General features: G+C 73.0%; 1 protein-coding gene. It reads right to left on the bottom strand.

The features are described 5' to 3' along the window. The coding region (locus DEH69_RS31890) for a hypothetical protein (protein WP_181727675.1) at window positions 1-393 on the bottom strand (393 nt) is incomplete at both ends.

The raw sequence follows: 393 nt of genomic DNA, 5'->3' as shown, positions 1-393 counted from the left end.
AAGGCCCCGAACGCTCCACCCCCAACAACCCCACCACACGCACCACCTCCGCATGCGTGTCCGGGATGACGGTGCCGTCCTCGGCGGCACCGGCGACGACAATCTCCGTGCCCTCGACGGGGGTTGCCGCCTCGGGAAGCGGGTGGGGCGTCCAGGTGACCTGGAACAGCGACTCGTGGTGGCCGGTGCGCAGGGCGCCCGGCTGGAACTGGCGGAGCACCAGCGACTCGACGGTGGCCACGGGGGCGCCCGTGGTGTCGGCGAGCGTAAGCGTCACCGCGTCGCTGCCCCCGGCCGCGGCCACGCGCACGCGGAGGGATGTCGCTCCCTCGGCGGTCAGCGAGACGCCCGACCAGGCGAACGGCAAACGCCCGGTGTCGGAGAAGTAGTCGC

Source organism: Streptomyces sp. PT12, assembly GCF_003311645.1.
Classification (GTDB): Bacteria; Actinomycetota; Actinomycetes; order Streptomycetales; family Streptomycetaceae; genus Streptomyces.
This window is presented reverse-complemented; position numbering and strand designations above follow the sequence as displayed.